The 22,383-nt window shown below is 40.0% G+C and carries 21 protein-coding genes; 10 read left to right on the top strand and 11 right to left on the bottom strand.

Going from position 1 to position 22,383, the window contains the following annotated elements:
- Positions 1–382: 382 nt before the first annotated feature.
- Positions 383–1,984, bottom strand: coding sequence for an isocitrate lyase (locus ATS76_RS18715; RefSeq protein ID WP_058553303.1), 1,602 nt, complete (start codon positions 1,982–1,984; stop codon positions 383–385).
- A 233-nt stretch (positions 1,985–2,217) separates the two neighbouring features.
- Between ATS76_RS18715 and ATS76_RS18710 the strand changes: the two genes are divergently transcribed.
- Positions 2,218–4,398: a malate synthase G gene (locus ATS76_RS18710; RefSeq protein ID WP_058553302.1), complete on the top strand. Its 2,181-nt coding sequence runs from the start codon at positions 2,218–2,220 to the stop codon at positions 4,396–4,398.
- A 273-nt stretch (positions 4,399–4,671) separates the two neighbouring features.
- On the opposite strand, the gene ATS76_RS18705 is transcribed toward ATS76_RS18710, so the two are convergent.
- The 4 genes from ATS76_RS18705 to ATS76_RS18690 form a co-directional block, all read right to left on the bottom strand.
- Entirely contained in the window at positions 4,672–5,397 is a 726-nt protein-coding gene (locus tag ATS76_RS18705; protein ID WP_058553301.1) for a YebC/PmpR family DNA-binding transcriptional regulator, read from the bottom strand.
- Between the two features lie 121 nt (positions 5,398–5,518).
- Positions 5,519–6,136: an HAD family hydrolase gene (locus tag ATS76_RS18700; RefSeq protein WP_058553300.1), complete on the bottom strand. Its 618-nt coding sequence runs from the start codon at positions 6,134–6,136 to the stop codon at positions 5,519–5,521.
- Between the two features lie 312 nt (positions 6,137–6,448).
- Positions 6,449–6,943 (bottom strand): DUF6702 family protein, encoded by a 495-nt coding sequence (locus tag ATS76_RS18695; protein ID WP_058553299.1) that lies wholly within the window; start codon positions 6,941–6,943, stop codon positions 6,449–6,451.
- Complete coding sequence (locus ATS76_RS18690) at positions 6,943–9,390, bottom strand: M1 family metallopeptidase (RefSeq protein ID WP_058553298.1); 2,448 nt, start codon at positions 9,388–9,390, stop codon at positions 6,943–6,945. The genes ATS76_RS18695 and ATS76_RS18690 overlap by 1 nt, the downstream gene beginning before the upstream one ends.
- 292 nt (positions 9,391–9,682) lie before the next feature.
- Here ATS76_RS18690 and ATS76_RS18685 point away from each other — a divergent pair, with 292 nt between their 5' ends.
- The 7 genes from ATS76_RS18685 (at position 9,683) to ATS76_RS18655 (ending at position 17,056) form a co-directional block, all read left to right on the top strand.
- Positions 9,683–9,919 carry a hypothetical protein gene (locus ATS76_RS18685; protein WP_058553297.1) on the top strand — a complete coding sequence of 79 codons (237 nt, stop codon included), beginning with the start codon at positions 9,683–9,685 and terminating at the stop codon, positions 9,917–9,919.
- A gap of 133 nt (positions 9,920–10,052) precedes the next feature.
- The gene (locus tag ATS76_RS18680) at positions 10,053–10,289 is read left to right on the top strand and encodes a hypothetical protein (protein WP_058553296.1); all 237 of its coding nucleotides are present in this window, start codon (positions 10,053–10,055) and stop codon (positions 10,287–10,289) included.
- Between the two features lie 78 nt (positions 10,290–10,367).
- Positions 10,368–11,615, top strand: a complete 1,248-nt coding sequence (locus ATS76_RS18675; RefSeq protein ID WP_058553295.1) for an exonuclease SbcCD subunit D C-terminal domain-containing protein — start codon at positions 10,368–10,370, stop codon at positions 11,613–11,615.
- Complete coding sequence (locus ATS76_RS18670; protein ID WP_058553294.1) at positions 11,612–15,262, top strand: AAA family ATPase; 3,651 nt, start codon at positions 11,612–11,614, stop codon at positions 15,260–15,262. Before ATS76_RS18675 ends, ATS76_RS18670 begins: the two co-directional genes overlap by 4 nt.
- A gap of 20 nt (positions 15,263–15,282) precedes the next feature.
- On the top strand, positions 15,283–15,939 hold the full coding sequence (locus ATS76_RS18665) for a class I SAM-dependent methyltransferase (protein WP_058553293.1): 657 nt from the start codon (positions 15,283–15,285) through the stop codon (positions 15,937–15,939).
- 149 nt (positions 15,940–16,088) lie between these two features.
- A complete protein-coding gene (locus tag ATS76_RS18660; protein ID WP_058553292.1) occupies positions 16,089–16,535 on the top strand; it encodes a hypothetical protein in 447 nt (148 codons plus the stop codon).
- A gap of 128 nt (positions 16,536–16,663) precedes the next feature.
- Positions 16,664–17,056 (top strand): hypothetical protein, encoded by a 393-nt coding sequence (locus tag ATS76_RS18655; RefSeq protein WP_058553291.1) that lies wholly within the window; start codon positions 16,664–16,666, stop codon positions 17,054–17,056.
- 71 nt (positions 17,057–17,127) lie between these two features.
- Here the strand turns inward: ATS76_RS18655 and ATS76_RS18650 are convergent, their stop codons facing one another.
- The 3 genes from ATS76_RS18650 to ATS76_RS18640 are packed head-to-tail and all read right to left on the bottom strand — an operon-like array spanning position 17,128 to position 18,536.
- On the bottom strand, positions 17,128–17,520 hold the full coding sequence (locus tag ATS76_RS18650; protein ID WP_058553290.1) for an ACT domain-containing protein: 393 nt from the start codon (positions 17,518–17,520) through the stop codon (positions 17,128–17,130).
- A 17-nt stretch (positions 17,521–17,537) separates the two neighbouring features.
- Entirely contained in the window at positions 17,538–18,080 is a 543-nt protein-coding gene (locus ATS76_RS18645) for a DUF6942 family protein (protein WP_058553289.1), read from the bottom strand.
- Positions 18,081–18,536 carry a YaiI/YqxD family protein gene (locus ATS76_RS18640; RefSeq protein WP_058405404.1) on the bottom strand — a complete coding sequence of 152 codons (456 nt, stop codon included), beginning with the start codon at positions 18,534–18,536 and terminating at the stop codon, positions 18,081–18,083.
- Positions 18,537–18,656: 120 nt separating this feature from the next.
- On the opposite strand from ATS76_RS18640, the gene ATS76_RS18635 reads away from it, so the two are divergent.
- The gene (locus ATS76_RS18635) at positions 18,657–19,187 is read left to right on the top strand and encodes a lipocalin family protein (protein WP_058553288.1); all 531 of its coding nucleotides are present in this window, start codon (positions 18,657–18,659) and stop codon (positions 19,185–19,187) included.
- 198 nt (positions 19,188–19,385) lie between these two features.
- Here ATS76_RS18635 and ATS76_RS18630 read toward each other — a convergent pair whose 3' ends face one another.
- Genes ATS76_RS18630 through ATS76_RS18620 form a run of 3 tightly spaced genes read right to left on the bottom strand, consistent with a single transcriptional unit; the run spans position 19,386 to position 21,651 of the window.
- On the bottom strand, positions 19,386–19,721 hold the full coding sequence (locus ATS76_RS18630; RefSeq protein ID WP_058553287.1) for a DUF3325 domain-containing protein: 336 nt from the start codon (positions 19,719–19,721) through the stop codon (positions 19,386–19,388).
- Positions 19,718–21,313 (bottom strand): PepSY-associated TM helix domain-containing protein, encoded by a 1,596-nt coding sequence (locus tag ATS76_RS18625; RefSeq protein ID WP_058553286.1) that lies wholly within the window; start codon positions 21,311–21,313, stop codon positions 19,718–19,720. The genes ATS76_RS18630 and ATS76_RS18625 overlap by 4 nt, the downstream gene beginning before the upstream one ends.
- Positions 21,310–21,651, bottom strand: a complete 342-nt coding sequence (locus tag ATS76_RS18620) for a hypothetical protein (protein WP_058553285.1) — start codon at positions 21,649–21,651, stop codon at positions 21,310–21,312. Before ATS76_RS18620 ends, ATS76_RS18625 begins: the two co-directional genes overlap by 4 nt.
- A 257-nt stretch (positions 21,652–21,908) precedes the next feature.
- Here ATS76_RS18620 and ATS76_RS18615 point away from each other — a divergent pair, with 257 nt between their 5' ends.
- Entirely contained in the window at positions 21,909–22,265 is a 357-nt protein-coding gene (locus ATS76_RS18615) for a VOC family protein (protein ID WP_058553284.1), read from the top strand.
- Positions 22,266–22,383 lie beyond the last annotated feature (118 nt).

Raw genomic sequence — 22,383 nt, 5'->3', positions numbered from 1 at the left:
AAAATTTGTTTTGTGAAAGGTAAGCGTTGGTAAAAAATTGGTTTATAAATTGAGTTTAAGCACTAAAAACAGCAAAAATTAACGCATTTCAAACCTTTCATTACTCTTTTAAGCCCCTTTACAGCAAAAAAATACTTACAAAACACTTTAATTAAGTGGTTAGTTAAACTCTGATCTACAAATACGGTTAGCTAGTTAAATCGTGATCTGTGTATCTATTGTTAGTAAAACTATGATCTACAATACCTAAGTAACCTGATGTAAGCTTTATTCCTCATAAAAAATTCGCTTTAAATACGGCTAAAGGCCTTGTTATTAAGAAAGACTTTATTGCGCATAAAAAAAGGGCCTTGCGGCCCTTGAGTAACACTATCTAGAAATTTTAGAACTGGTTCATGGTGTTATCTTCACCACCGGCTTTTAATGCGTTATCACCAGAGAAGTACTCTTTATGTGTATCACCAATGTTAGAACCTGCTAGGTCTTGGTGTTTAACAGAAGCCTGTTCACGACGAATTTCTTGACGTTGAACATCACGCACATAAGCAAGCATGCCTAGGTCACCAAAGTAGCCCTCTGACAAAATATCTGTGCTAAGTGCTGCTGTGTGGTAAGTAGGCAGCGTAATTAAGTGGTGGAAAATACCCGCTTCACGTGCACCATCACGTTGGAAGTTCTGTACAAGTACGTCAGCAGCAGCGGCAAGCTCTGTTGCATCCATTTCTGGCGCCATCAATGCTTTGTTATCGCCTAAGCTTGGGTATGCGCTAAGGTCGCGGCCTTCTTCTGCCCACTCTTGATAAACTTGCTCACGGAATTTAAGCGTCCAGTTAAATGAAGGTGAGTTGTTGTAAACTAGTTTAGCGTTTGGTACTTGCTCTTTAACGCGGTTTACAAGTTCAGCAATTTGTTTTACGTGCGGCTTTTCGGTTTCAATCCACAATAAATCTGCGCCCGATTGAAGGCTAGTAACACAATCAAGTACTACGCGGTCTTTCTCTGTTCCTTCACGGAACTGGAACAGACCATTTTCAAGGCGAGTTGGCTTACAAAGCTCACCGTTAATTTTCATCGCCGTATCACCTTCGTTCAAGTCTTCTACGCCATTAATAGGTGTAGTCTCTAAGAAGGCATTATACTGGCTTGCTAAGTCACCTGGAGTTTGTGATACCGGTACTTTTTGAGTCAAGCTAGCACCTAATGAGTCAGTACGAGCAACAATAATACCGTTATCGATACCTAGCTCTAAAAATGCATAGCGAACCGCATTAATTTTTGCTAAAAAGTCTTCGTGAGGTACGGTTACTTTACCCGCTTGGTGACCACATTGTTTAGCATCAGATACTTGGTTTTCGATTTGAATAGCACATGCACCGGCTTCAATCATTTTTTTAGCAAGTAAGTAGGTCGCTTCTTCGTTACCAAAACCGGCATCAATATCAGCAATAATTGGAACCACGTGCGTTTCAAAGTTGTCGATTTTATCAAGCACAGCTTGAACATCGCCGCCATTTGCTTTTGCCTCGTCAAGGTCATTAAATAAGTGGTCAAGCTCACGGGCATCGGCTTGCTTTAAAAATGTGTAAATTTCTTCAATAAGCGCTGGTACAGATGTTTTTTCGTGCATGCTTTGGTCTGGTAACGGACCAAACGCAGAGCGAAGTGCAGCAACCATCCAACCACTTAAGTAAACATAACTACGTTTAGTTGTTTTTTGGTGGCGTTTAATAGCCATCATCATTTGCTGGGCAGTAAAGCCATGCCAACACCCTAAAGACTGTGTGTACTGGCTTGTATCTTTATCGTAAGCGGCCATATCTTCACGCATTACGTCTGCTGTGTATTGAGCAATTTCAATCCCAGTGCGAAAACGATTTTGTAAACGCATGCGAGTTGCATACTCTGGGTTAATTGCCTGCCATGCATTACCTTGAGATTGGCATAAAGTAGAAAGTGTATCGGTTTCGCGTTGATATGTTGTCATAATAAAGTCCTTCGAACGGGTATATAAATAATTTATGTTGTGAGAGTGGCGACGTTGCTAGTGCTCCGTAGCGCTTAATTCAACATTAGGCTTATTTTTCAGATTTAGTAAATTTATAGTTTTTATTACGACTATATTTTTTGTGAATATCAAAAACACACTCAACATGACTTTTTTACGTTATTGTTGCTCAAACGCACAAATACTATGGCGACCGTTTAAGGAAGGCAATTATGACCCACACTCTCACACATTCAGGACTCAGCGTAGATTTAGAGCTTGCTGACTTTGTTAAAACTCAACTACTACCTGGTACACACTTATCAGAACACCAATTTTGGCAAAGTTTTGCAAAAATTGTTCAAACACTCACGCCAATAAACAAAGCATTACTGGCCAAACGTGAACTACTGCAACAACAAATTGACCAATACCACATTGAAAATAAAACGTGGGATAGCGAGCAATACCAACGCTTTTTAAGTGACATTGGCTACCTTGTACCAGAGCCTGCTAATTTTAAAATTGAAACACAACAGGTTGAACCCGAAATAGCAGTTACAGCAGGCCCACAATTAGTTGTTCCAGTAAGTAACGCACGCTTTGCACTTAATGCGGCTAACGCACGCTGGGGCTCTTTATACGATGCCTTGTATGGCACTGACGTATTAAGTGAAGATGACGGAGCCGAGAAAGGCACTACCTATAACCCTGTTCGTGGCTTTAAAGTAATGGCATACGCACGCCAGTTTTTAGACAAAGCACTCCCGCTTGAAAACGGCTCGCATATAGAAAGCACTAACTATTCTGTTGTAAACGGCGCACTGGTTATTACATTGCGTGACAGCTCTCAAACCACGTTAGCTGACCCATCTCAGTTAATTGGCTACCAGGGAGAAGCACAAAACCCAAGCGTTGTATTACTTAAAAACAACGGTTTACATATAGAATTACAAATAGATCATCACCATATTATTGGCCAAGCTGATAAAGCGGGTTTAAAAGATGTGGTACTTGAAGCGGCTCTAACCACTATTATGGATTGTGAAGACTCTGTAGCCGCTGTCGATGCACAAGACAAAGTACAGGTTTATAAAAACTGGCTTGGTTTAATGCAAGGTAACTTGGTTGAATCGTTTAAAAAAGGCGATAAAGTCGTGGAGCGTACGCTGCAGAGCGACAGAACATATACCTCTATTAATGGCAATGCTATAACACTTAAGGGCCGCAGCATGATGTTTGTCAGAAACGTTGGCCATTTAATGACAAACCCTGCTATTACTGACGTTTACGGAGAGCCAGTTTTTGAAGGCATAATGGATGCAATGTTTACTGCCACAGCTGCCCTGCACGACTTAAATAAAACGTCTGGTGTAAAAAATAGCAGTGCACAGAGCATTAATATTGTAAAACCTAAGATGCATGGCCCAGAAGAAGTTGCGTTTACAAGTACACTGTTTACCCATGTAGAAGAGGCATTAAACTTACCAAAAAACACCTTAAAAATGGGTATTATGGATGAAGAACGTCGTACATCTGTAAACTTAAAAGCATGTATAAATGAAGCAAAACAACGTGTTGTATTTATTAACACTGGCTTTTTAGACCGTACAGGCGACGAAATTCACACATCTATGCAAGCGGGTGTTGCGCTCCCTAAAGCCGAAATAAAACAACAGCCGTGGATCAGTGCTTACGAAGATCGCAACGTCGATATTGGCCTTGCCTGTGGATTAAGCCAAAAAGCTCAAATAGGCAAAGGTATGTGGCCTATGCCTGATAAAATGGCGCTAATGATGGAGCAAAAGTTAGCACACCCTAAATCGGGTGCTAATACAGCATGGGTACCCTCGCCTACTGCTGCAACACTGCATGCTATGCATTACCATGATATTAATGTTTTTAGCGAGCAAGACGCAATCGCTCAGCGTGCCATAGCAAGCCTTGACAACCTGCTTACTCCACCACTGATGCATGACCCATCGTCACTTTCAAAAGAAGATATACAAAGTGAGCTAGAAAACAATGCGCAAGGTATTTTAGGTTACGTAGTACGATGGATAGACCAAGGTGTAGGCTGCTCTAAAGTGCCAGATATTAACCATGTCGGACTAATGGAAGACAGAGCAACACTTAGAATTTCAAGCCAACATATGGCTAACTGGTTATTGCATGGTATATGTACACAAGAACAAATTACATCCACAATGGCAAAAATGGCTAAGGTAGTAGACGGCCAAAACGAACACGATAAAGCCTATACCCCAATGGCCAGCAGCCCTGAAACACTAAAAAATAGTATTGCGTTTCAAGCAGCTCTCGCCTTAGTACTTGAAGGAACAACACAACCTAGTGGCTATACTGAACCGTTATTACATAGCTACCGTATACAGTATAAGTTACAGCAAAGTTAATACACTCCAAATGTTTAACGCTGTATCTTAATTGTTTATTTCGTGTCAAAACCAGCCTCAGGGCTGGTTTTTTATTATCTAAATTAAATAATAAGCACACCGATATCCATAACAATGTGAATAAATACAATAAAATGTGGACATTTTAAAATAGAAACGCATAAATCAATAATCTCTATGAATACCTAACATTTCTGTAAATACAAAAAAGCGTGTTTTGTATACACAAAACACGCTTTTTAATTTTATTTTCTATAAATAAACGAAGTTAGGTTATTTTTTTATAATTGCATTGTGATAAACATTTTGTACATCGTCACAATCTTCAAGCATATTTATAAATTTATCGAAGTTAGCTATGACCTCTTCGTCCTCAATATCAATATTAACTTGAGGGATAAAAGTAATTTCGTCTACCTCAAAGTTAATACCTTCAAATGCATCTTCAAGCGCTGTTTTAGCCTTAAAGTATTCTGTAGGCGGTGCAAAAACCGAAATTTTTCCATCTTCAGCCTCTACATCAGCAACGTCAACGTCTGCCATCATTAGCGCTTCTAAAACAACTTCATCGTCATCGCCTGCAAAACCCAATACCGCGTAATGATCATACATGTGCGCTACACAACCAGGCGTACCTATTTTTGAGTCAGTTTTAGTAAACGGCAAACGCACATCTTTAATTGTTCTGTTTGGGTTATCGGTTAAGCAATCAACAATTACCATACAGTTGCCAGGGCCATAACCTTCGTATCGAGCAACAGCATAGTCCTCTCCTGCTCCACCGGCTGCTTTTTCTATTGCTTTGTCGATAACATGTGCAGGGACTTGGTCTTTTTTAGCTTTTTCGATTAGACGACGCAAAGTTTGGTTTACTTCAGGATCGGGTTCACCATTTTTAGCAGCAACGTAAATTTCCTTACCGTACTTTGAATTTACTTTTGTTTTTGCATTGGCTGTTTTGATCATAGAACTTTGACGAACTACAAATGCTCTGCCCATTATGTGCCTCTAATAAATACATTACTTTTTAATATTTTAACAATTCAAAGCGAGTTGGGCTAGTAAACCTTACGTGCATTTTATAAGTAATGTATACAACTGAAATCAATCAGCGGCTAATTTAACATAATTCTACTTTTTTAGCGTAGCTTTCAACTAAAGCAACTAAGTCGTAAAAATCATGCAAAACGTAATCGGCTTGATCTGCGTAAGACGGCGTTTCATCTGGAGCGTATAAACATGCACGCATTTTAGCATTGTGTGCAGCTTGAATGTCGTACAAATAATCGCCCACATACAGCAGGTTATCAGCACTTATGCTCCAAAGCGTAGCAATGGCATTTAATGCACTCGGATCAGGTTTAGCGGGTGCATCACTTCGTGTAAGCACTGTACTGATAGGAAGAGGATTATTTTTTAATTTAAGTGCAGCGGCTTTGTCGAAATTGCGCGTCACGATTGCCATAGGAATATTTCGTTCATGTAAAAGTGCAATGGCTTCACTTACGCCAGGTAGTAACGTGGCATGTTGAGCGTCTAGTAATTCATGCTGATGAACAATGTTCATTGCCTCTTCGCGCATGTAAGGAGAAGGAAGTTCCGCTATAAATTCGAGTAAATCTTCGTTATCGGGACAGCCAATTTGGGCTTTAATAAGTGAAAAGTCGAGCTCTGACGATACTAATGTACCATCTAGATCAAAAATAACACCATGGATAGCCTCTACCTGAGTCGTCATACCAATCCTTGTTTGTGAAAATAATTAGTTAAGCTTTTTTCAAACATAAAATTCTCTGAGCTTACACCCTTAAGTGGGAACAGTTAATACTAATTATATTTAAATTAATAGTGCGAGGTGTTCATTAACTTCTAAGCAACTACCAACGAAAAGAAGCTTAGCAGCTAGTTGTATGTTGCGCAAAACAAGGTAAATATAAACAACCTAGATTTTTACGTATCTCAATATTTTACCGATCAATTATGAACACAGCTTAAACAGCGCATTAAAATGCGCACTTAAACAAAGTGCGCATTGAGTATTAATGATGAGTTAGTTAGTCTCAAAGCGAGCTTCAAGCCAGGTATCGTCTTGAGCAAAGTTGAGGGTTTTAACCCTACCTTTGCCTTCAACATTGACCATATTTACTTGCGATGGCCACAAATCGCGCAGCGCACCGTTACTCATTTTTATCCCTTCAATTCCCTGTGGGATGGGCGCCTCTTGGTAAACCCAAAAAAACTTACCGTCAACCTGCGCGCCAACAAAACTTAGGGGCACAGCGTCACCACTTAATGTTTGCAAAGCCACATGTGACTCAACATATTTAGCAAAACGTTGCTGGTCGTTTTTATTACTAATTATGTCTATTTTGCCTTTAAACAAACTACCAACCGCATGCTCTGTATCGTGCAAGTAAAATCGATGCATAAGCTCAACGTTGTGGGTTCTTTTGTTAAAAAGTACGGTTGTAACAGATGATTTTAATTGATGCGCCAAACTTGGCGCAGCAACTAAAAGGCAAACAACAATAAGCAAAAAACGCATTATTGCTGTTCCTCAACGTCATCTTTTTCGTCTTTTTTCTCATCGCTCTTAAGCTCTGTTTTAATATCTTGCATGATATCGCGACTCACTTTAGCTTTGCTTTTACTCTTTTTAAACACTTCAATACGTGAAGGAATAATACGACGCGGGTAGTTATTATTTTCTATATCGACATCTGCTGTTTCCCATCGCGGATCAACGCTTACTGATACAAGCGGTTTATCTTTATCTGTAACAATAAGCTTTTGCACGTTTTTATGATTACGACGCCAAATTTCAGCAGGTATATAGCGCTCTTCTTTGCTACCATCTTCGTACGTGAGCTCAAGTAAAATAGGCATTACCAAACCACCTAGGTTTGAAAATTCCATTACGTAGTAGTTTTGATCGTCACTTAGTGCGCGGTCTAGCGTTTTACGCTCCCACGGCTCAAGCCCTTTTAAAAACTTGTTGTAAGCATTACGCTCTTTATTCGTTACCGTAAAACGGTCATTTTCGTCGTAAAAATCGGTAATATCAGGGTTTTGCTCAACCCATGTTTTTTTACCTTCAGCGCGGTTACGCTCAACAAATAACGATGTTGGCTTATCGGCTTCAATATCACGTAGGCGGCTGTAGTCAATATCTGGATTTTTAGTATCTAAACGAAGTTGATACACTTTATCCAGCGAAATATCTACATGGTCTGTGGTGTAAAACCAACCACGCCAAAACCAATCTAAATCAACACCTGAAGCTTCTTCCATAGTACGGAAAAAATCAGCAGGAGTAGGGCGCTTATACTTCCAACGTTGGGCATACTCTTTAAACGCAAAGTCGAATAAATCACGACCTAAAATCACTTCACGTAGAATGTTAAGCGCGGCAGCAGGTTTAGTATACGCATTAGGACCTAAGCGAAGTACGCTATCTGATTGCGTCATAATCGGCACTTGAACTTCAGATTTCATGTACGACACAATATCACGAGGCTCAACACCCCACGGAATAGTAGGGTCCCACTCGCGCCCAGCAACGCCATCTAAAAAGCTATTTAGGCCTTCATCCATCCACGTCCATTGACGTTCATCAGAGTTAACAATCATTGGGAAGTAAATATGACCAACTTCATGAATAACAACGCCAATTAAAAAGCGTTTCTCTGATTGAGAATAAGTGCGTGTACCGTCATCTTGTAACTTAGTACGCGGACCGTTGAAAGTGATCATTGGGTATTCCATACCACCAACCGGACCATTTACCGATTGTGCAGTTGGGTATGGGTAATCAAACGAATACTTTGAATACACTTCCATTGTGTGTACTACTGATTCTGTAGAGTACTTTTTCCATAAGTCGCCACCCTCTTTAGGGAAAAACGACATTGCCATTACAAGTGGCTGAACATCGCCACCTTGCTGATACCCTTTTGCATCCCACATAAATTTACGTGAAGACGCCCACGCAAAGTCTCGAACATTTTCGGCTTTGAAGCGCCACGTTTTCGTTTTATCTGTGCCTTCTTTTTCGTTTTCGAGTGCTTCTTCTTCGGTCACTATAAACACTGGGCGCTTAGCCGTTTCCGATTGCTTTAAACGTTTACGCTGTGTGCTTGTAAGTACCTTACTTGGGTTATCTAACTTACCTGTTGCCGAAACAATGTGATCAGCGGGTACTGTAATTTCTACATCGTAGTCGCCAAACTCAAGGGTAAATTCACCCGACCCTAAAAAGGCTTTGTTTGTCCAAGCTTCGTAATCTGTGTACGCTGCTAAACGCGGAAACCACTGTGCAAGTAAAAATATATCGTTGCCGTCTTTTTCAAAGTGCTCATAACCTGAACGCGCGCCTACAGCATCTTCTTCAACAATATTGAACGCAAAGTCCATGCTGAACTCAACTTCTTTACCTGGCTTTAGCGGCTCATTTAAGTCGATACGCATTAATGTATCTACAATTGTTACACGTAGTGCTTTGCCGTCTTCGTCTTTAACATTGCTAATTGCAAAGCCAAGCTCGTTATCGCTCATAAACTGCTGACGACGCAACTGCCCTAAGCTAAGTTTTGCTGGTTTGTGCGCTGGTAAGCTTTCAAGTGTGCTTTTAAATGTTTTTGTAGTTTCAGCAATTGAATCGCTTTTAAAAATATTTTGATCTAACTGTAACCATAAATATTTTAATGTATGAGGCGAGTTATTTTTATATTCAATACTTTGGCTTGCACTCAAACGACGTTTTTTTTCATCTAATTTCACGTCAATATCGTAATTTACTTTTTGTTGCCAGTAATTTTCACCCGGCTCACCCGCTGCGCTACGATACACATTTGGTGTAGGTAATGCCTCGTCTAATTGACGAAACTTATCAACGAACGAACCTTTGGTTTGTTCAACTGAAGACGCAAAAGCACCGCCTGACATTACCACTGGCAATAAAAGCGCACTTAGCGTGAGACTTATTTTTTTCATTGTTAGTCCTAAATTAATTTTGTGAGCGTACTGTGTCAAATATAGCCGTTTTCTTCAATTAAATAGCGACCAAACGCCCTATTTTTAGGGTGATATTCACTGATATTTAAAATAATAAAATAAGAATAATTTGTTACATATTTCAATTCACAACAAAGTGTAAAGGGGGTTTACAATATACGAGCTGAGTATAATTTTAAAAAGAAAGTGTATTAACCGTACTAATAACTTCAGGTCAAGTTCATCGAATTAGATTACAGTAAAATTAAGTGACGTTTTTTAGGTCCTCCATATGAAATTTTACATTGTGAAAAAGGCCCAGCAGTTAGAAGCGATCCCTGCTAATAAAGAGCTACTACAACACTACAAAAACAACCATTATTCGTATGTTAATGTCGTGTCTGCCTGTAACAAAGAAGATGCACTAAAACGCCTTAACACTGAACAAAAACACAGTAAAAAATGGCTAATAATTGGCGCAAATATTGCGATGATTTCACTAATTTTAATTATTTGTACGATAAATTAAAAATACCGTAGTTTTTGGTTGATCTTTGTAGCCATTTGTATTTAAAATCGCCCACCTTTTTATTTGAGGCAAATAAATAATTAATATTTATCCTCAAATATTATCGATTACAAGTAAGAAATGCGGTGGGCTTATGGATTTTTATATCCTAAAAAAACAACAAGAACTAATTGCAATCCCAGCCAACGAAAATAGCTGTAAGCAGTATCTTGATTCAGGTTATTTTTACATTGATAAAGTAGCCGCTTGTAACGAAACAAACGCACTTAAAAGACTGCAATCCAAACAAAGTAAAACGTTAAAAAAACCTCTACTCATCGCACTGATTGCTTTGCCGGTAATTTTTGGCATTTGGTACAGCTTAAGCTAACAGTTTAGTACTACTGAAGCTTGCATCTTTAATTGCCTTGGGTATATTGGCGCTCTTACTGGTTTTTAAGAGCGCGACATGAAAGTCCTTCACACCTCAGATTGGCACCTTGGCCAACAATTTTACGAACACGACCGCCGTGTAGAACATCAAGCATTTTTTACCTGGTTACTTGCCACACTTGTTGAGCAGCAAATAGATTTATTATTAGTTGCAGGCGACATTTATCATACGGCAACACCCAGCGCTAGCGCCGAAAACCAACTTTATCAGTTTATAAAAGACGCTAAAAAATGCTGCCCACATTTACATGTTGTTATTATTGCGGGCAACCATGACTCTGCTAACCGTATATTGGCGGCTCAACCTTTACTTGCTCAGTTTGATACACATGTAGTAGGGCGTTTTGATGTATCAGCGCCTAGCGATATTATTTTAGAAATAAATACTAATAATAAACGCGCTGTAATAATTGCTATGCCTTTTTTACGCTCAAGTGATATAAGTTCCCTAAGCCAAACAAAAAACGGCCCTAGCTACGCACAAGGCGTTGCAAAAGCATATGAGCTTGCCTTAGATCATGCTTATAAAATTAATGAGCAAAATTCACCGTTAATAGTAATGGGCCATTTACATGCTAAAGGCGGCGACATATCAAGTGATTCAGAACGTAACTTAGTGATAGGTGGGGAAGAATCTATTTCAGCCAATGTATTTGGCAGTAAAGCCAACTATGTCGCTCTGGGCCATTTACACAAAGCGCAACAAGTTGCTAAAAATGACACTTTTCGCTACAGCGGCACGCCTATTCCTATGTCGTTTTCAGAGCGTAACTACACGCACCAAGTTAATGTTATCGAATTTAAAATCGATGAAAAACAAGCCATTAGCACAACTGTAAACCCCCTTTACATTCCGCGAGCAGCCGACGTTATTATTTTACCAAAAGGGGAGTGTGTACCATTAGATGAATTGTGCGAACAAATTAAAACCCTCGATATATCGCAAAATACCTTAGCGCCATTTTTACGCGTAAAGCTTAAATCAAGTGATACCGACACCACTTTCAGAGAACAAATAGAACAGGCACTGGAGGGCAAAAATGTAAAATTTTGCGGTATCGAACGCGTACGCGAACAATCAGATAACATCGGCAGCGACACTGTATTTGAAGATTTAAGTGAAGTTGAAATGCTCAACCCGCTCAATTTATTAGAGCAAGCCTTTGCAAGCGACAAAGACATGGCAGGGCAAAGTGTACCCGATGAACTAAAAGTGCTTTTAAACGAAGTAATAAGTGAACTAGCGGAGCAAGAACAACTATGAAAATAACCGCAGTACGCATACATAACTTAGCGTCGATAGTTGACGCCGAAATCGACTTTACACAAGCGCCACTGAAAGATGCGGGCTTGTTTGCTATAACCGGCGACACAGGCGCGGGTAAAAGTACCTTTTTAGATGCCATTTGTTTAGCACTTTACACAAAAACAGCACGGCTAAAAGGTGATAAAGGTAACCTGATTGATTTTAATGGCGACAGTATAAAGTTAAACGATGCGCGCAACTTATTGCGTCGAGGAAAATGGGAAGGCTTCGCAGAAGTTGACTTTGTAGGGCAAGACAAACACCTTTACCGCGCGCGCTATTCAATCCAGCGCACCCATAAAAAAGCCACTGGTAAATTAAAAGTAGCCGAGCATACGTTAGTTACCTTGCCAGATGAAACCCTCATAGCCGACAAAAGCCAAACACTAAAACAAATAGAAAGCAAAATAGGTTTAAGCTTTGATCAATTCTCCCGTGCAGTATTGTTAGCGCAACATGAGTTTGCTGCATTTTTAAAAGCCACTGGGGATGAACGCGCTCAATTATTGGAATGCCTAACGGGCACAGATAAATTTAGCCTGATTGGTAAACGTATTTTTGAGCGCAACAAAGAATTAAAAGATAAATTTGATTTACTTCAAGCAAGCCTCGCAAGCTATACCTTATTAAGTGAAGATGAATTAGCAGTAAAACACATCACGCTTAACGAGCTAAAACAGCAAATAGAACACACTAAAAAAGCACTAATAAGCACAGAGCAAAGTCTAAACTGGTATAAGCAAGCTAATACCCTTGAACAAGCACTTGGAGAGGCCACAAAAAATCAGCAGCATGCTAATAGCGAGCTTGAAGCAATTGCACAGCAAAGTGAGCAAGCAAAACAAGCACAAAGCGCGCTTGAAATAAAAGACAACCGAAAGCGACATGAGTATTTAACTGCGCAAAATAAAGCCCTTAATACACAAATATCTGACTTAAAAAATATTGACCATGCAGCGCTTATAGAAGAGCAGGCCGCAACACTTAATACAAAGCAAAGCGAATTAAAAACAGCGCAAGAGCAAAAGCAATCTGCTGAGCCAATTATTGCAAAAGCCCGCGAGCTCGACAGCCAGCTTGCTATACACGCACAAAGCATTACTAGCCTTACTCAGCAAAGCGACAAAGAGCAACAGCAATTAAGTGATTTACACGCGCAACATAAGCAAAGCCAAACTGCGCTTGATGAGGCAACTAAGCTAAGTACACAGCATCAGCAATGGCTTGCTGAGCATACGCAGCTTAAACCGCTAGCGAATGATTGGAACTACTATCAACATAGCTTTAATCAGTATCTAACGGCTAATGAGCAACTTAATACAACAGCAACTCAAAACCAGGCGTTACTAGCAGAGCAAACCAAACAGGCTGAGCTTTTAACAGCGCAAAATAAAAAGGTAGAGCAGCAAGAGCAGCAACTAAACCATGATCAAAAAAACCTAAACGAGCTGAACGAGCAACAACGCCAATTTAAAATTGAGCAATGCGACAGCGAACTTAAAAATATTGATTACTTAAAAGAGCAGCGAATACGCTACGCACAATTTACCCAAGAGCTTAAGCAAAGCACGCAAGCGCAAAATAACATTGCAGCTAAACTTAGCCAAAGTGAGCAACAGCAGCAGTCGCTTTTACAAAACCTAGCAACGTGCGAACAAGCACTAAAACATAACGAATACGCGCTAAACCAAGCTCGCCTGCGTGCCAGCGAAAACGTAGAGCATTTGCGCGCACAGCTTAACCCTAACGAGCCCTGCGTAGTGTGCGGAGCAACTGAGCACCCCTATGCTACTAATCAAAACCCGCAATTAAACAACTTAATAGCCGATTTTGAAGCCAGCTACACCAATGCTAAAAAGCAGTTAGATAGTGCCCAAACGCAGTTACACACGCATCAAACACAGCATGCCGTGCTCGTTAACGAACACGCTCAGCACGGCCAAACCATTCAAACGCTCAATACTAAGCGAAGCGAAATGAAAGCCACCATGGAAGCTGCGCGTACTCATCTAAATGCCCTTACAGTAGAGCAGCTAGAAGAAACCTATAAACAGCTTAACGGGCAAAAAGCGCAATATTTTGAATCGCAAAAACAGCAAAATGCCCTGCAAGAAAAAGTAAACCAACAACAAAACTCACTAAAAGCAGAGCAGCAAACACAGCAGCAATTACATAATTTAAATAGTGAATTAACCAATAAACTAAACCAAGTAAATACAAAACACGCTGAGCTAACGTTGCAAATTAGTGAGCTCACTACAACGCTTAATGCACAATTTGAACACAGCAACTTTTGGCAGCAACTGCAAGCAGGCTCGCTTAACCTAAGCGATTTAAGCCAGCAGGTTGAGCAGTATCAGCAAACACATGCGCAACTTGAGCAAAGCCAAAAACAAATAGACACTGCCAATCAGCAATTGCAGCAACTTACGCCGCTAATAACTAAAAGCGAAAGTGCACTTAAAGTACTAAAAGATGATTTAGTCAGCGCTCAGCAGCTACAAAATACTACACAAAGTGAGCGCCTTGCGTTATTTAATAACGAGCAAATAAGCGCAAACGACTATCAAGCAAAAATTAATGCACTGCTTGAGCAATGCCAAACACAGTTACATACGAGTCAGCAAGCTTACGATAGCGCTGTTAAAAAACGAGACGAGCATGCAATTGAGCTTAAAAACGCAGAGCTTCGCTTAGCCGAGCAAAGCACTGAGCTTACAACCCTTGAGGAACGTTATAACAAGTGGTTTAGCGACTTTAAAGCCCAGTACAGTGAGGCAACGCATGAGCAGATCACAATTTTACTAGCTTTAAGTAGTGAGCAAATTAAAGCCCATTTAACCCAGTTTGAGCAGCTAACAGCTGCACTTACTGATGCAAATGCTGCGCTTAAACAGCAACAAAGTGCGTACACAGATCACCAAAATACTAACAAGCCATCACAAAACCAAGTTGAACTTAGCGAGCAATTAGCGGCATTAAATACAAAGCAAACTGAGCAGCAAAATAGTTTACTTGCCACTAATACCGCCATAGAGCAGCATAACCAAAATGCCAAAGCACTCGAGGGTAAGCAAACAGAGCTCGCTACCCTTAAAAAGCAAGTAGAGCAGTGGCACTTACTTAATAAGGTATTAGGCGATGCAACTGGTAAAACCATGCGTAACTTAGCGCAAACACAAACGCTAAAAATATTACTGCATTATGCTAACAGCCATTTAAAAACCCTTAACAAACGCTACGAGCTCACAGCTATTGCACAGTCACTCGATATTGCCATTATTGACCGCGACATGGCCGATGAACAACGCTCGGTTAATACGCTCTCTGGGGGCGAATCATTTTTAGTATCACTGGCACTGGCATTAGGCCTTGCATCGCTTTCGTCAAACAAAGTACAAATCAACTCTTTGTTTATTGACGAAGGGTTTGGTACGTTAGATAGCGAAACACTCAGCGTTGCTATGGACGCGCTCGATTCATTACAAGCACAAGGGCGCAAAGTTGGGGTTATATCGCATGTGAGTGAAATGAGCGAACGTGTAGCCACGCAAGTACATGTAAGTAAACAAAGTGGTGGATACTCCACTGTTGAAGTTTTATAAGCTGATTAAAGGAGTTAAAAATGCCAACATTTACAGGCGAGCAAGCAACCCATTACAACAGCCGCATAACGCGTTTAGTACCTGGTTATGAGCTATTGCACCAACTTACCAATGCACAACTTAAAGCATCACTTAACGATAACGCACATATTTTAGTTGTGGGCGCAGGCACAGGCAAAGAAATACTCGCCCTTGCCGCGCTTAACCCTACTTGGCAATTTACCGCGCAAGATACCTCAAGTGATATGCTTGCAATTGCTAAACAAGAGTTTGAAGAGCACGGCATAACAAAGCGCGTTAACGTTATTGAAGGCGAGCTTGATAAACTCTCTGCCAAGGCCGATGCCGCACTATGCCTACTCGTAATGCACTTTTTAGAAGACGATGGCAGCAAAAAGCAGCTACTTAAAAACATTAAAGCTAATTTAAATAAAGGCGCGCACTTATATATTAGCGATTTAATGAAACCCGAAACCGACTTTGAGCGCGAAGCACAAATTACTGTGTGTGCCAATTTAGGCCTAAGTGATGCAGGGCAAGCCTACACAGCGCAAAACTTAGAAAGTGAATTTTATCCACTTGATAGAATGCGCTTTAGCGAGTTACTTAACGAGTGTAAATTCGGCATTCCTAAGCTTTACTTTAAAGCGCTTGGTTTTAGCGGATACGTTGTTTAATCGCCTTAATTTAAACATCGGCTTTTCCTGAGTCGATGTTTTCCTCTGCACACATTCTTACAACTTCTAACAGCTACAAACAAAGCTCTCACAGTTTTATTACGAATTAGCGATTATGATTGTACTCATTACCAACACAGAGAATAATCATGAAAAAAAGTTTAATTGCCCTTTTATTACTGTCTGGCTGTGCTTCTCAAGGCATTGACCGCGACGACCAAGGTCATATCATTAAGCATTACTATGCAACAGTCGAATCTATTGAAAAGGTAAAGCTGTCATCTGAAGTAGGGTCCGGAATCATGGTTGGTGCCGGCGTTGGTTTAGCCGAAGATTTAGATGGTAACACCGAAGACATGATCAGCGGCGCCATTGCGGGAGCATTGGTTGGCGGACTCTTTACGGCTTTGTTTGAAGGCGGAAACACAGCATATCAATACACACTTAACGATGCAGAGAACGGCGAGTTTATAGTTATTCAAAAGAAAAAACTTCCTAATAGCACTCGCTGTGTAAGAGTTAAAACTGGAAATAAAGTAAAGCTAGAAGCGGCTAATAACAGCTTTTGCATAAACAATAAAAGTACCGAAAGCTAAGCTAGCGAAAAAAGTTGTATTATTTATTACTTACAAAATGTTGCAATTAAACCAACCCATTAAAATTACTTTTTGGTGTGCTTTGTTATAAGCTCTTTAGCAGTATATTTATCCATCAAGGAAGCACTATGAAGTTTGAACAGTTATTAAATAATTTTGATATGGGCGTTTGTGTTGAGCAACTTCAAAAAGAATCGCTATTAGATCTTGCTTTACTTTTCGTTACCGTTGATGGCTCTATCGCTGACGAAGAGCTAAATGTAGTGAGTGCTTGGGCACAAAAAATTGAGTGGAACTCAGCAATAGAAATAGACAATTATATTATAGAAATGACTAAAAAATGTGTTTCAGCTGTGCAGGCAAACGAAATAGAGTCATTTATTCAACACCGTATGTCACACATTATTGACCAACCAATGAGGGTGTTTGTTTTAGAGCTACTTAAGCAAGTAATTGAAGCTGATGGCATAACCCATGAAAACGAAATTAAAGCATTAAATATAGTTGAATCGATTGTGTAATTACAAAAAGTAAAAACTCGGTTAGGGCAGTAAACACCCCATAACCGAGTGATTTTATAGTTAAGTTTAATTTAACCAATCTCCTTAAGTGCTCGCAATGCTGCCTGTGCCTTATCGGTTTGTACAAAAATATGGTCGTGATAAAACGCAGCCACTACATTAGCGCTAATATTATGCTCGGTTAATTTAGCCGATACCGCAGCAGTTAGCCCTACAGCCTCTAAGCTTGAATGCACATTAAGGGTAATTAAATTATATTTACCCTCATAAGTAATAGCGGCTTTGTCGGCAGTATCTGCATTTAAAATAAGGGTTAACCCCTCTTCTTCAACATAGCTGGCAAGTGGATTTAAGTGAACGTAGTCGGCAAGGCTACCTGCTAAACAGCAAAATATGTATTCACCTAGCTTAAGCTCAGGGTTCATTGTTTTAAGCAAGGTGTTCAGTTCTAAAATTCCCGCCATGTGGATTCCTTACATTTTCAATTAGCTGTTTTAAGCTTAGCTACAAGCTCGCTTAATCGAGCTATTTTAATATTACTTAACTGCCTGTAATCAAAATATGGGCACACAATAATGTGGCTGGTTGTATCAATTGCAAACTCATCGTCGAGCCAATTAAATTGCGCATTAAGCTTGCCTTGTTGAAGTAAGTTTTTAGCGTGTGTACGCCCAGCAATTATATGTAGCTGGTTTTTGTTAGTGCCGTTAATAATAGGCGCACTAAATAAAAGAGCTGTTTTACTGTTATTTTGCAGTAAAAATTTATCGCGATACGCTTGCCAGCTATCGGCTTGTTTAGCAAAGCTGAAATGCTCGCTCGGTAGAGCAAACAACACTTTAGCGTATACGTTAAACACCTTGCGCCAACCATTTCCACAGTGCTGGTTTATGTTATTTATTTGCTCGTTAATTACAGGCTCAACACTTTGCAGAGTTTCAAAGTAGGGCATAGGCGGTGCTTTTGCGACATACACAGCTACATTAAAATCATGCTCGCCTAAGCCAACAGCTTGCTCTGTCACTTACTTGGCCTTGTTTTGCGCTAAAATGCGGTCAAGATTATTAGCAAAGTTTTGGCGGTCAGTTTGGCTAAGTGGTGGTGGCCCGCCACTCATTTCAACGCCGCTTGAACGCATAGTATCCATAAAGTCGCGCACGTTTAGTAACGAGCGAATGTTTTCTGGCGTGTAAAGCTCGCCGCGCGGGTTAAGTGCTTGGCCACCGTTGTCTATAACTTCGCTGGCAAGGGGGATGTCGCCCGTGATAACTAAATCACCTTTTTCTACACGTTTTACTATTTCGTCATCGGCCACATCAAACCCGCTCGAAACCTGAACGCGGCTAATAAACTTTGAAGGCGGAATGCGCATTGCATGGTTAGCCACTAAGATGGTTGGTGTTTGTGTGCGCTCTGCTGCTCTAAAAAGAATTTCTTTTATAACCACGGGGCACGCGTCGGCATCTACCCATATTTTCATGCTTTAATCTTTTAATTGCTCTAGTATTTAGCTGATCCTATAGCAATTTATTTTAATCGGCTAGCAAACTTTATTGGCTTATAGCCGTACAAACAGCATCGTATTTAAAAAGGAGCTTTCATGAAGGCCATTACAACTATTTTACTTATTACAGGGTTATTTTTACTCACTGCCTGCACAGGTGCACCTGAAGGTATTACCCCTGTTAAAAACTTTGACCTTGAGCAATACAAAGGTAAGTGGTACGAAATTGCTCGCCTTAATCATTCGTTTGAAGAGGGCATGGAACAAGTAACGGCTACTTATACAGTAAACGACGACGGCACAGTAAAGGTGCTTAACAAAGGGTATATTACTAAAGAGCAAAAGTGGGATGAAGCGGAAGGTTTAGCTAAATTTGTAGAAGGCAGTGACACGGGACATTTTAAAGTGTCGTTTTTTGGCCCATTTTATGGTGCTTACGTAATTTTTGAGCTCGACCAAGCCGATTACCAATACGCGTTTATAACGAGCTATAACCGCGACTTTTTATGGTTTTTATCGCGCACGCCTAAAGTTAGCGACGAGCTTAAACAACATTTTATAGCTAAAGCTAAAAAACTTGGTTTTGCTACAGAGCAAATAATTTGGGTAGAACAAAAAGGTGTGTAAAGCCCCTTTACAGCTGTCATAAAAGTATCATGTCATTGTAAATTAACTTAAATATTAATTGGCTATACTGTTTGTACTTGCAGTGAGACAGCGAGTGTTGGACATACTGAATATCCCCCCTATTTTTGGCAAGCCTAATGGCTTGCCATTTTTTTGCCTAAAATTTATAGTTACAGATCACGGTTTTACTAACTAAAGCTAATTTAACGCTAAAAATAGCCCACTCACTGTAATTAATACCGCATTTAAAACACTAAATACTTTTACAAGCCTAGTTAGTAAATTATAAAAAATCGTTATAATTAAAACACTTAAACTCATAAACCCACAAAAAAGCAGTGCGCCATAGCCACTTTGTGTTTCTACACAAATCGCTAAACTTAGTAAAATACTGATCCAAGCTAAAGCTAATAACTGCTTGTGCTGTAATTCAGTAGGGCGTTTTTTAAAAACATCTTTAAAGTGGTTGAATTTAGCCAACGCAAAGCAATTAAAACTAAACAAACATAGGCTAAAACTAAGTAGATCAATCATAATTTTGACCTTACAGGCTTCACCACTGGCTTAGATTTAGTTTTCCTTTGGGCATTTTCCGCAGTACGTAATTTTTCGGTTTGTACTAAAAACAATATACTAAAGAGCAAAAATAGCGCATCAAATATAAATAACGCCCACTGTTTATGCATTAAATAACTAACAATATTGCCATTAGTTGTAAGCGCATTAACTAAAGGTACACTTAAACATGCAAGCGCATTAATAGCAGCCATTATCCGCCATTGCAGTTTATCGCGTTTAATTAGGGCAATAACCCCCGCAACTAACCAAGCTAAAAAGAACGCTGTTACTTCTTTATCGTCGCGCCCAGAAAGGGTAGGGCTAAGTAACCTATTGGCAATAAAGAATGAGCAAGTTGCAAGCGGTAAGCCCATAATAGTGGCAAGGTTTAAACCTTCTACTAATTGTAAGCCAAACGATGCCTTACCTTTACTACGCTCGCGTATGCGTTTAGCCCACATTATGCAGCCAGTAGCTATCATCACACAGCCTGCAATACCGCCTAATACATACAACCAGCGTAATAACGGTGTGGCAAAACGCCCTGTGTGCATAGCGTTAAGTGACTCGTAAAGCGCCTTACTGTTAGTGAGTTCATCATCACTTTGTGCAACTAACTCACCTGTAGCGCCACTAAATAAAAGCCTCGGCGTTTGATCGCGCAGCGCCTTACCAGGGTCTACCAATACAGTAACCGTTGAGGCGGCCATATTAGGCTCGCTTACTCTAACGCTGCGTATATCTGCATCTGGCCACTTAGTATAAACCTGATCCAAAATGGTATTAATAGGCAACATTGCTGCGCTACCTAGCGCTTTATTGGTCACGTTATTACTAGGTGATACATCGTTAAAAAAGCCGCGTATGCCATTGTCGTAGGTAGTTAACGCAGGGTAGGGGAACAGCATAAATATAAGCGTAATAATGCCTGTGTAGGTAATCATTAAATGAAACGGCAAAGCAAGCACCGAACTTAAATTATGCGCATCTAACCAGCTACGCACTCCTTTGTTACGCCTAAAACTAAACATATCTTTAAAAATACGTTTATGAATAACTACACCCGATATAATCGCAAGCAACATAAAAAAACTGGCAAAACATACCACCCAACGCCCTGTTATGGCATCTAAATAATAAAGCTGGTAATGCAGCCGATAAAAAAAGTTACCGCCTTTGGTTTCTACAAAAGGAGGCAGCGCTTGCATGGTGTTTGGGTTTAATTGGGTATTAACAAATTGGCTGCGGCGCTGCTCTGGCTCTTTAGGTTTTGCATAGCCATATACCAAATACGGTATACGCTCTTCGGGCAAGGTAATACGCCAACTAGGGGAATTTGCAGCGTGCTGATTTAAGTAATCAAAGCCCTTAATAATTTGCAGCCTTTGCGCTGCCACTCTGTCGGTTTGAGCTTGCACATTATGAATTGCGGGCTGATTCCACAGGTTTATTTCGTCTCTAAAAAAGCTCGCTGTGCCTGCGAAAAATATTGTGTAAATAATCCAGCACGTAAGTAAACCAACCCACGTATGTAGCCAGGTCATCGATCTAAAAAAGCTATCTTTCATACCCAATCCTTTAGTGATGCAAGTATGGCTAAAAACACTCCACTACTTAGTAAAATACTGATCCATACTGTTGTTAACGATTTAACCCAAAAGGCACATATAAACACAACCGCGTAAATTAAAATGCTAAGCGAAACGCAAAGTAATACGGCGTCTTGTTTAGCCATAGGCAATACAACGCTAAGTAATGCAATTAGGGTAGAGGTAAACACATACCCACCAACAATAGCGATAAAAAAACGTAAAAATACTAATAGCTGATAACGGCTTAGCCGTTTATTTAAAAGACTAAATGAGCTCAGCTTGGTTAGTAATGCGTTGAAAGACGCTGCACGCATAGCATTGTTTCTCTTTAAGCATGAAGAATAAATTTAGGACGCTATTATACATTTGAAAGATGCAAAAGATAGTAGTTATCATTTAGATTATTGAGTTGTAATTTCAAACTCAACCTAGCGTGCAATTAAATGAATTCACTAGTAAATAACGTATATTACTTAGTAAAATACTGATCTATGTTTTGAAGTAACCGTTGCACAACGATTTACTAAAGACTAAGGTGTAAAATCAAACAATAAAAAAAGTTCAAATTATAATGAGCAGCCACGAAAAACTAAATTATGTTGAGTTTCCAGCGTGCGATTTAACAGCCACAAAAAGCTTTTTTACTAACGTGTTTAATTGGCAGTTTACCGACTACGGCCCAGAGTACACGGCGTTTAGCGGCCAAGGGCTTGATGGCGGCTTTTTTAATGCGCCGCTTAAATCGCTTACTCAAAATGGGGCTGCTTTGCTGGTTTTTTACAGTAACGATATTCACGCAACTTATAAAAAAGTCGTGCAGTTTGGCGGTGAAATAGTAAAACCTATTTTTGAGTTCCCGGGTGGTTGCCGGTTTCATTTTACAGAGCCCAGTGGTAACGAATTTGCAGTTTGGTCTGAAAAACACTAAGTATTACAAGGGCTACAGCGCTGTTTTAAACAGAGATCACGATTTTACCAACTACGGTCCGTTTTAATTAAAATAAACCGATTTTTTACCAACTCATTGGGTCAAAATGGCCATTTAG

Origin of the sequence: Pseudoalteromonas sp. 10-33, assembly GCF_001469195.1 — a bacterium.
In the GTDB taxonomy this organism is placed as follows: Bacteria; Pseudomonadota; Gammaproteobacteria; order Enterobacterales; family Alteromonadaceae; genus Pseudoalteromonas.
This window is presented reverse-complemented; position numbering and strand designations above follow the sequence as displayed.

Bases quoted from the DNA above. Each gene is read 5' to 3' on its own strand.
- ATS76_RS18665 (WP_058553293.1), top strand. From the start codon at position 15,283: ATGCCAACATTTACAGGCGAGCAAGCAACCCATTACAACAGCCGCATA.
- ATS76_RS18710 (WP_058553302.1), top strand. From the start codon at position 2,218: ATGACCCACACTCTCACACATTCAGGACTCAGCGTAGATTTAGAGCTT.
- ATS76_RS18690 (WP_058553298.1), bottom strand. From the start codon at position 9,390: ATGAAAAAAATAAGTCTCACGCTAAGTGCGCTTTTATTGCCAGTGGTA.
- ATS76_RS18650 (WP_058553290.1), bottom strand. From the start codon at position 17,520: ATGGCGGGAATTTTAGAACTGAACACCTTGCTTAAAACAATGAACCCT.
- ATS76_RS18670 (WP_058553294.1), top strand. From the start codon at position 11,612: ATGAAAATAACCGCAGTACGCATACATAACTTAGCGTCGATAGTTGAC.
- ATS76_RS18640 (WP_058405404.1), bottom strand. From the start codon at position 18,536: ATGAAAATATGGGTAGATGCCGACGCGTGCCCCGTGGTTATAAAAGAA.
- ATS76_RS18700 (WP_058553300.1), bottom strand. From the start codon at position 6,136: ATGACGACTCAGGTAGAGGCTATCCATGGTGTTATTTTTGATCTAGAT.
- ATS76_RS18715 (WP_058553303.1), bottom strand. From the start codon at position 1,984: ATGACAACATATCAACGCGAAACCGATACACTTTCTACTTTATGCCAA.
- ATS76_RS18635 (WP_058553288.1), top strand. From the start codon at position 18,657: ATGAAGGCCATTACAACTATTTTACTTATTACAGGGTTATTTTTACTC.
- ATS76_RS18630 (WP_058553287.1), bottom strand. From the start codon at position 19,721: ATGATTGATCTACTTAGTTTTAGCCTATGTTTGTTTAGTTTTAATTGC.
- ATS76_RS18655 (WP_058553291.1), top strand. From the start codon at position 16,664: ATGAAGTTTGAACAGTTATTAAATAATTTTGATATGGGCGTTTGTGTT.
- ATS76_RS18705 (WP_058553301.1), bottom strand. From the start codon at position 5,397: ATGGGCAGAGCATTTGTAGTTCGTCAAAGTTCTATGATCAAAACAGCC.
- ATS76_RS18675 (WP_058553295.1), top strand. From the start codon at position 10,368: ATGAAAGTCCTTCACACCTCAGATTGGCACCTTGGCCAACAATTTTAC.
- ATS76_RS18695 (WP_058553299.1), bottom strand. From the start codon at position 6,943: ATGCGTTTTTTGCTTATTGTTGTTTGCCTTTTAGTTGCTGCGCCAAGT.
- ATS76_RS18680 (WP_058553296.1), top strand. From the start codon at position 10,053: ATGGATTTTTATATCCTAAAAAAACAACAAGAACTAATTGCAATCCCA.
- ATS76_RS18625 (WP_058553286.1), bottom strand. From the start codon at position 21,313: ATGAAAGATAGCTTTTTTAGATCGATGACCTGGCTACATACGTGGGTT.
- ATS76_RS18615 (WP_058553284.1), top strand. From the start codon at position 21,909: ATGAGCAGCCACGAAAAACTAAATTATGTTGAGTTTCCAGCGTGCGAT.
- ATS76_RS18660 (WP_058553292.1), top strand. From the start codon at position 16,089: ATGAAAAAAAGTTTAATTGCCCTTTTATTACTGTCTGGCTGTGCTTCT.
- ATS76_RS18620 (WP_058553285.1), bottom strand. From the start codon at position 21,651: ATGCGTGCAGCGTCTTTCAACGCATTACTAACCAAGCTGAGCTCATTT.
- ATS76_RS18685 (WP_058553297.1), top strand. From the start codon at position 9,683: ATGAAATTTTACATTGTGAAAAAGGCCCAGCAGTTAGAAGCGATCCCT.